This window comes from Bartonella sp. ML70XJBT.G (genome assembly GCF_028618575.1).
Lineage (GTDB): Bacteria > Pseudomonadota > Alphaproteobacteria > Rhizobiales > Rhizobiaceae > Bartonella.
This window is the reverse complement of the sequence record NZ_JAQITA010000009.1, coordinates 89,013-97,671: the sequence shown is the minus strand read 5'-3', so window position 1 is coordinate 97,671 and position 8,659 is coordinate 89,013. Positions and strand designations below refer to the sequence as shown.

The following is an 8,659-nucleotide window of genomic DNA, read 5'->3' as shown; positions in this document are numbered from 1 at the left end:
AGATTGATAAAAATGAGGAACTTCTTTCCAGGGCATAGCCGGAATATTTTGAACATTTTGAATAAATTTTCCCAATAAAGCTTTTGCTTTTGGTACCAATTGCATATCTACATCTATACCGCGTGCCACTGCATGTTTTATAGCAATATTTAAACGCGATAAAGCCTTGCTCGCTGTTTCATTTTTTGTTTTCCAAATAGGTGATAAACACTCTTTTATATCAATCTGCGTCAATTCAGTAATTGCTATATCTCCAAGCTTTGGGAAAACATGCAATGTAAGAGGTGTTAACCACCTTGCGGCTGTTCCTTCATTTTTCAATTCGCTTTTTTTGGCTTCAAAGGCGCTTAAAACAATTTCTCGTAAAGAAATACTATCAACAACCTGTCGTAACTTTTCATTTTGCCTTTTACGAATCGGGTCAATCCCTTGGTTTAAAAGATCACGGCAAGAGGTAGCCTTAAGTCTTGCTTCTTTCAAAGATACAACACTACAAGAGCCTAACCCCATTTCACGACGTTTTTTATTGAAATCGAATCGAAAAACCCAACGTCCTTGATTCTGTGCTGTTTTAATAAGCCATAATCCAGCTCCATCTGCATATTTGCCTTTAGGCAAATTTTTTACAGATAAAGCAGATAATCTATCACGTGTTCTTGTTTTCCTAGTCACTTTTCAAACCACCTTTTGAACCACCTTTTGAATTGCGCTTTCGGTGGTTTCATCAGATATCAAAATCGTATGTAAAAAACAATTAAGGAAATAAAAACAATCACTTATAAATGAAATGAGACAAACAGCGACATCAAGTGATATTGTAGAGAATCTATAAGTGGTGCGGTCGAGAAGACTCGAACTTCCACGGGTTGCCCCACAGCGACCTCAACGCTGCGCGTCTACCAATTCCGCCACGACCGCACATGGTGAAGAAAAATATTTCAGTTTTCTGGCTTTAACAAATCACAAAGCAAGGTACAAGCCTATTTTCACTTTCCCATAATTTATTTTACTCAAACAGTTTATAGTAGAAGATAAATCACGAAAATAGAGGCTTTACTGTGATCTTTGAATCATCATGATGAAGTGAGCCTGTATAGCTTGATCATCTTCATAACAACCACGAAAACATGTGGTAATCGTTGTTGCCCCTTGCTTTTGAATTCCTCGCATGGCCATGCACATGTGCTCAGCCTCAATCAATACCGCAACACCATGTGGTTGCAGATGCAGCGCTAAAGCATCCGCTATTTGAGCTGTCATAGATTCTTGGGTCTGTAAACGACGAGAAAAAATATCTACAACACGCGCAATTTTTGAAAGTCCAACAACCTTTTTATCAGGAAGATAGCCGATATGAGCTTTTCCAACAATTGGGATCATATGGTGCTCACAATGCGAATAAAAAGGGATGTTCTTTACGATTATTGCCTCATTGTATCCTGAAACTTCTTCAAAAACTGTATCTAAAATTTCTTCAACCGATTTGCTATAACCCATAAAAAGTTCGCGATACGCTTTAGCGACACGTCTTGGAGTATCTAAAAGTCCTTCTCGATTTGGATTTTCTCCTATCCACAAGAGCAATGTACGAATCGCTTCTTCCACCTCTTCAAAGCTTGGACGCTTCTCTTCAGATAAAAATAGCTCTCTCGTACCTCCTTTAACAACATTATGCATTTAAAAACTCCAAGCTTACCTTACACAAAGCATTTGCTATCTATCTATTTCATTTTGTATAATCTCTATATAAGCGAATGAAAAGCTTAAACAATCACGACCCCTCAAACATTTTGGTAATAGCGCATGATTGACAATATCTATAGTGATGAAATACTTAAACATGCTGCACATATAAGTAGAATTGGTCGTCTTTACAATCCGGATGCAACGTCAAGAAAGTGCGCGCGCCTTTGCGGTTCAACAATCACTGTAGATTTAAAAGTAGCAAATGATATCGTTATCGATTTTGCTCATGAAGTGCATGCATGTGTGTTAGGCCAAGCTTCAGCTTCGCTCTTAGCATCTCATGTCATAGGACAAACAACACAAAATCTGAAAATGTTACATCAAATTATCGATTATATGCTAACCCAAGATGGTCCCCCTCCTCCAGCACCCTTTGAAGCCTTTTCTTGTTTGCAGCCTCTTAAAGACTATAAAGTACGTCATGCCTCAACAATGCTTCCCTTTGATGCTATTGTGGATTGTCTTAAACAAATTGAAGAAAAATAAATGCTCAAATTACAGCCTCAACAAAAAAGGAAACAAAAGCGAAATTATACGGGCCCTTGGAAGAAAACACCGGGGCGATTGTTGGGTATTTTCTTGATACGTTTCTATCAAATAACACTTTCCAGTCTCATAGGAAATCAGTGCCGTCACGCACCAACCTGTTCAGAATACACGTATGAAGCAATCGCACGCCATGGGCTATGGGTTGGTGCGTGGATGGGGCTTTTTCGTCTTATACGTTGTGGTCCATTTGGAACCTATGGATTTGATCCAGTTCCTAGCTCTCTTGAAGGACCTTATTGTTTTTATAAACCTTGGCGTTACTGGAAAATTTATAAAAAACACAATAAATAATTCTTTTCTTTTTTTATACGTATTGATAAAAAATAGGCTATAGATTTTAATAAATGATGACTCATTTTTTACAAAACCATCCGCAATCGTTGGCGGAATTGGCTTAAAGGGGTATTTTATGTCTTGCTCTGTTTCTCTTTCTTTTCCTGATGGTTCAAAACGTAATTATCCCACCGAAATGACAGGCCTAGAATTAGCAGAATCCATTTCTAAATCACTTGCAAAAAAAGCAGTCGCCTATAGCCTTAATGGAATCACTCGAGATTTATCGGATCCACTGGAACAAACAGGTCAAATAGAAATTATTACTCGAGAAGATCCCCGTGCTCTTGAACTCATACGTCATGATTGTGCACATGTTTTAGCTGAAGCAGTACAAGAGCTTTTTCCTGAAACACAAGTGACTATTGGTCCTGTTATTGAAAATGGTTTTTATTATGATTTTGCACGCGAGCAGCCTTTTACATTGGAGGATCTCACCGTCATTGAAAAGAAAATGCGTGAAATTATCCAACGGAATAAACCTTTTAGAAAAGAAATTTGGTCTCGTGAGAAGGCGCGCGAGATTTTTTCTGAGAAAGGCGAACTCTATAAAGTTGAGCTTATCGATGGCATTCCTGCAAATCAAGATTTAAAAATCTACTATCAAGGTGATTGGTTTGATCTTTGCCGTGGACCACACATGCAATCTACTGGACAAATTGGCAATGCCTTTAAATTGATGAAAGTTGCAGGTGCTTATTGGCGTGGGGATGCCAATAATCCAATGCTAACGAGAATTTATGGCACGGCATTTGCCAACGAAAATGACTTAAAAGCCTACCTCCACATGCTAGAAGAAGCTGAAAAACGTGATCATCGCCGCTTGGGACGTGAAATGGACTTATTTCATTTTCAAGAAGAAGGACCGGGCATGATTTTTTGGCACAAAAAAGGCTGGAAAATGTTCCAGAATTTGATCAACTATATGCGAAGACGTCTTGATGATCATCAATATGCTGAAGTGAATGCACCACAGGTTCTCGATAGATCACTTTGGGAAATATCTGGTCATTGGGGATGGTATAAAGAAAATATGTTCAAAGTGATTCCAGCCGCTGAGGATTGGGATAATGAGTCTATTTATGCTCTCAAACCAATGAATTGTCCTGGTCACGTACAAATTTTTAAACATGGTTTAAAGTCTTACCGCGATTTGCCTATCAGACTTGCTGAATTTGGTGTTGTTCATCGTTATGAACCTTCAGGCTCTCTCCATGGACTTATGCGTGTGCGCTGCTTTACACAAGATGATGCGCATATTTTTTGTACAAATGAGCAACTTGCTGATGAGTGCCTCAGTATTAATGATTTAATCTTATCAACTTATGCTGATTTTGGTTTTAAAGAAATTAGCCTTAAGCTTTCTACACGCCCTGAAAAACGGGTTGGTTCTGACGCATTGTGGGATCATGCGGAGAGTATCATGAAATCCGTTCTTCAAACAATTGAAACAAAATTTGCAGGACAAATCAAAACAAGCATCTTACCAGGCGAAGGTGCATTTTACGGTCCCAAATTTGAATATACATTAAAGGACGCTATCGGTCGTGAATGGCAATGTGGCACCACACAAATAGACTTTAATCTTCCTGAACGTTTTGGAGCATTTTATATTGATAAAGATTCAGAAAAGCATCAACCTGTTATGATTCATCGAGCTATTTTTGGCTCAATGGAACGTTTTCTTGGTATATTGATCGAAAATTTTGCTGGACATATACCTCTGTGGCTTGCACCTGAACAAATCGTTGTGGCAACAATCACATCAGAAGCAAATGAATATGCACAAAAAATCACAGCAAGACTTAAAGCTATTGGACTTTCTGCAACATCAGACCTTCGTAATGAAAAAATTAACTATAAAATACGTGAACATTCTTTACAAAAAGTTCCTGTGATTTTGGTTTGTGGAAAACGCGAATCTGAAACGAATAGCGTCAACATGCGTCGCTTAGGAAGCACAGAACAAACTCTTTTATCTATAGAAGAAGCAATGAAGCGCCTCACAGATGAAGCAACACCACCAGATTTGCGTCGTTTAATAAATGCCTAAATAACACTAAAAGATAGCAGAAAGCATAAAGAGAAAGAAGTGCCGTTATCGTGCTCTATCAAGTACACGTTTGCATTCAATCAATTCAAACAGTATTTCTTGCAATAATGCTTTGTCAGTTTTATCTTTGTACGCATTAACAGAACCTATCGATGCTTCGCCTTCATTCTTCATAAAACCTAAAAGCCCAAAAGAAGACTTTTTAGACTTATTGTTGCTAGTTTCAGAAGTTTGTCCCGCATGTTTTTTTTCTATTACAACACTCATAGCATCAAGATTTCCATTTACTAATGCAGTAACAAAAGCAACACCATTTTCCTTTAAAAGGCGCTGTACACCTTTTATCGTATAACCCTGATCATAGAGTAACTGTTTAATACCATTGAGCAAGTCAACATCAGCAGGACGATAATAGCGCCGTCCCCCTCCACGTTTCATTGGTTTAATCTGCCTAAAACGTGTTTCCCAGAATCTTAACACATGCTGAGGAAGCTCCAACAACTCAGCCACTTCGCTAATTGTGCGAAAAGCATCGGAGCTCTTATCCATTTTGCAACACCTTATCTAAAACATTACGAATGATTTCATGAAAGACTCAATCAATTCTTAATCTCTCAACAAGATTAGTCAAAAATAGGACTACACTTGATGACATTTAAACTAAAAAGCCTTTTTTAACAAAAACGCAGAACTCGATTTTATACAGTTTTTTTAACAAATATTAAATATTGTAATAGCATTTAGTTATGCGATATTATTTTTGCTTGGTTGTCTTGCACGATGCGAATCAAGGATTCTTTGTTTAAGTACATTTGCAGCCTTAAATGTCACCACACGTCGCGGAGAGATAGGAGCTTCAATACCAGTTTTCGGATTGCGTCCAACGCGTTCATTTTTACTGCGAACTTGAAAGGTTGCAAAAGAAGATAATTTAACTGCCTCACCTCTTACCAATGAATTGCAAATTTCATCTAGAACCAATTCAACCAAAGCTGCTGATTCAGTGTGTGACAAGCCCACCCTTCTACACACTACGCTCGCTAAATCTGCACGCGTTACTGTCTTACTTGTCATTATAACCACCTATTTCAAATATTAAAAATTACAAAGTGACTTATACGTTTTATTCAAATATGGTCAAGCGACTATAATTTACCAACGAATAAGAATTGCTCCCCATGTAAACCCACCCCCCATAGCTTCTAACATGATGAGATCTCCTTTTTTAATTCTTCCATCATCAATTGCCGTTGTTAAAGCCAGTGGCACCGATGCTGCGGATGTATTACCGTGTTGATCAACGGTAATCACCACTTTATCTATGGTCATTCCCAATTTTTTAGCTGATGCTTCAATAATACGCTTATTGGCTTGATGAGGTACAAACCAATCTAATTGTGAAGATTCCACACCTGCCGCCGCAAAACAATCATCCACCACATCCGTTATCATACCCACTGCATATTTAAAAACTTCTCGCCCTTCCATGCGCAAATGACCTGTTGTTTGTGTTGTTGAAGGACCACCATCAACATACAGCTTATCCATATACGCACCATCAGAGCGTAATCTCGTAGACAATATGCCACGATCAAAAGCACTCCCCTCCTCACATTTATATGCTTCCAAAATAGCAGCACCTGCACCATCACCAAATAAAACACATGTCGTGCGATCTTTCCAATCTAAAATTCGAGAAAATGTATCAGATCCGATAACTAAAATTCTTTTGGCAGCTCCGCAGCGTAAATAAGCATCTCCTGTTGTTAAAGCAAAAATAAAACCGGAGCAAACAGCTTGAATATCAAAAGCAAATCCATGACGCATTCCCAAGGCATGCTGAATTTCAACAGCCGAAGCAGGAAAGGTACGATTCGGGGTTGAAGTTGCTAAAATAATACAATCAATGTCTTTTATTGTTAAACCAGCATTGATAAGTGCTGCTCGCGCAGCTTCAACGCCTAAAGAAACAGTTGTTTCATTTTCATTGGCAAGATAACGTTGACGTATTCCCGTACGCTGAACAATCCATGCATTTGATGTTTCAACAAATTGCGCAATCTCATCATTTGATAAACTCTTTTGAGGTAAGGCACTTCCTACACCACACACAATGGATCGAATCATTCGTCCCTAACCTTTTCTTGATACTTTTTCATTGTATTATAAAAGCTTATCATAATCTCCCCCGTTCATTATCACTTCATTTTCTTGATCAAAAAGTGTTTCTTTATTCTCATGAAACCATCGTAAATCAGCAGTTATTTTTTTCAACAGTTCGTTATGGACCATCTCATAACCAACACGGATAGCAGAGGCAAAACCTTTAGCATTAGCGCTACCATGACTTTTTATGACAACACCATTCAAACCTAAAAGCACACCACCATTCACCCTATCAGGATCCATTTTATTCTTCAGTGTACGAAAAGCGCCCCGCGATAAAAAGTAACCAAGAGATGCTAAAAAAGAACTCCGCAATGCACAGCTTAAGATCTCTGCTATTTGTCGCGCAGTTCCCTCTGCTGTTTTCAAGGCAATATTACCAGAAAACCCTTCTGTTACAACAACATCTACTGTTCCCTTTCCAATATCATTGCCTTCAACAAATCCTTTATACTCTAACCCCTCTAATTGCACATCACGCAATATCATTCCAGCTTTTTTAATTTCATGAAGGCCTTTTACCTCTTCAACCCCCACATTTAAAAGCCCAACGGTTGGTTTCTCGGTATGATATAGAGCACGAAACATACCAGCTCCCATAACCGCCAAATCAACCAATTGGCTAGCAGATGCACCAATTGTGGCTCCAATATCCAAGACAATACTCTCACTACGCAGTGTTGGCCAAATACCTGCAATTCCTGGACGCTCAGCTTCCGCCATCATTTTTAAACAAAAATAAGACATTGCCATAAGCGCACCAGTATTGCCGGCAGAAATACAAGCATCAGCTTTGCCATTTTTCACCGCTTCGATTGCATGCCACATGGATGATTTACCACGTCCATTGCGAAGTGCCTGACTTGGTTTCTCATCCATACGCGTATAACTTTCTGTAGGATAGAACTGTGACACAGAGGCCAAACAAGGGTATTTTTTTAAAACTGGCTCAACAATTTCTTCTATCCCATAAAACAGAAAATAAACATCTGGCAAATGTTTTTGTGCAATTGCTGCTCCTGCAATAGTTGCTTCTGGACCATAATCACCGCCCATGACATCCACAGAAATTCTAATCACGCTTGTCTATCCCACATCTCATTTACGCATCTCAAATGCCTATCACAATTTTTGACTATTGGAACAACAAAAAAATAGCCGGCAAAAATAGCTCCGCAAAAAATAACGTTTTTATACTAATATACAACAGATAACTTTTTTATGTTTTTAGTTTTTACAATCATTTCCAATCTTTCAAAACAGCAAATGGCGATGATTTTTGTTCAGATTTTTCTTCATTTTCAACCACACACATCTTGACCCCCTCTTTGCGTGGATAATGATTAATGGACAACTCAAAAAATTCTTCCATGATAGCTCCGATATCAATTTTATCGCCATAAAACACTTCTGGCATATCTTGCCCCTCCGCATCTAGAAACAATTCCCCTGTATCCTCCAATATGTTAGGTTTCAATAAATTTGAATCTTCAGGAACAAAAACGACCTCAATCTTTTCGTGGATAATATTCTCTAGTGGCTCTAAAGTGACAACACATAATTGCATTATACGTGCCTGCAATAGTCCTTTTATACGTACCCCATGTTTTTTCCACGGAAAAATATGAAATTTTCCCTCACAAGATTTTACTTCAACGAGAGCATGATTTTTAGCTAAATGCGCACATTCTCGCTGGTTTGCACAAATATGAACCCTTATGCCTTTTGCAGGAAGAGAGCGTACTAATACTGGATAAGCCAAGGCAAATGTCATTTGAGGAATATTTTGAACATTCATTGGCAACTCCCGAA

At 38.4% G+C, this 8,659-nt stretch carries 10 protein-coding genes and 1 tRNA gene; 3 read left to right on the top strand and 8 right to left on the bottom strand.

Annotated elements, in window-relative coordinates; genetic code table 11:
- The 3 genes from PVV64_RS05765 to folE all read right to left on the bottom strand — a co-directional run.
- Positions 1-672: DUF4102 domain-containing protein (locus PVV64_RS05765; RefSeq protein WP_273760172.1), on the bottom strand; the 672-nt coding region annotated here is incomplete at its 3' end.
- A gap of 161 nt (positions 673-833) precedes the next feature.
- A tRNA-Leu gene (locus PVV64_RS05760) sits at positions 834-918 on the bottom strand.
- Positions 919-1,053: 135 nt separating this feature from the next.
- Positions 1,054-1,677: a GTP cyclohydrolase I FolE gene (gene folE / locus PVV64_RS05755; RefSeq protein ID WP_273760171.1), complete on the bottom strand. Its 624-nt coding sequence runs from the start codon at positions 1,675-1,677 to the stop codon at positions 1,054-1,056.
- A 126-nt stretch (positions 1,678-1,803) separates the two neighbouring features.
- Here folE and PVV64_RS05750 point away from each other — a divergent pair, with 126 nt between their 5' ends.
- The 3 genes from PVV64_RS05750 (at position 1,804) to thrS (ending at position 4,681) form a co-directional block, all read left to right on the top strand.
- Positions 1,804-2,232: an iron-sulfur cluster assembly scaffold protein gene (locus tag PVV64_RS05750; protein WP_273760170.1), complete on the top strand. Its 429-nt coding sequence runs from the start codon at positions 1,804-1,806 to the stop codon at positions 2,230-2,232.
- Positions 2,233-2,586: a membrane protein insertion efficiency factor YidD gene (yidD, locus tag PVV64_RS05745; RefSeq protein ID WP_273760169.1), complete on the top strand. Its 354-nt coding sequence runs from the start codon at positions 2,233-2,235 to the stop codon at positions 2,584-2,586.
- A gap of 118 nt (positions 2,587-2,704) precedes the next feature.
- Positions 2,705-4,681 carry a threonine--tRNA ligase gene (gene thrS / locus PVV64_RS05740; protein ID WP_273760168.1) on the top strand — a complete coding sequence of 659 codons (1,977 nt, stop codon included), beginning with the start codon at positions 2,705-2,707 and terminating at the stop codon, positions 4,679-4,681.
- 45 nt (positions 4,682-4,726) lie between these two features.
- Here the strand turns inward: thrS and PVV64_RS05735 are convergent, their stop codons facing one another.
- From PVV64_RS05735 to PVV64_RS05715, 5 genes are all read right to left on the bottom strand, one after another.
- Entirely contained in the window at positions 4,727-5,230 is a 504-nt protein-coding gene (locus tag PVV64_RS05735) for a MerR family transcriptional regulator (protein ID WP_273760167.1), read from the bottom strand.
- A gap of 195 nt (positions 5,231-5,425) precedes the next feature.
- Positions 5,426-5,755, bottom strand: a complete 330-nt coding sequence (locus PVV64_RS05730) for an integration host factor subunit alpha (RefSeq protein WP_273760166.1) — start codon at positions 5,753-5,755, stop codon at positions 5,426-5,428.
- Positions 5,756-5,833: 78 nt separating this feature from the next.
- Positions 5,834-6,808, bottom strand: coding sequence for a beta-ketoacyl-ACP synthase III (locus tag PVV64_RS05725; protein ID WP_273760165.1), 975 nt, complete (start codon positions 6,806-6,808; stop codon positions 5,834-5,836).
- 36 nt (positions 6,809-6,844) lie between these two features.
- Positions 6,845-7,927 carry a phosphate acyltransferase PlsX gene (gene plsX / locus PVV64_RS05720; protein WP_273760164.1) on the bottom strand — a complete coding sequence of 361 codons (1,083 nt, stop codon included), beginning with the start codon at positions 7,925-7,927 and terminating at the stop codon, positions 6,845-6,847.
- A gap of 160 nt (positions 7,928-8,087) precedes the next feature.
- Complete coding sequence (locus tag PVV64_RS05715) at positions 8,088-8,645, bottom strand: DUF177 domain-containing protein (protein ID WP_273760163.1); 558 nt, start codon at positions 8,643-8,645, stop codon at positions 8,088-8,090.
- Between the last annotated feature and the right edge of the window lie 14 nt (positions 8,646-8,659).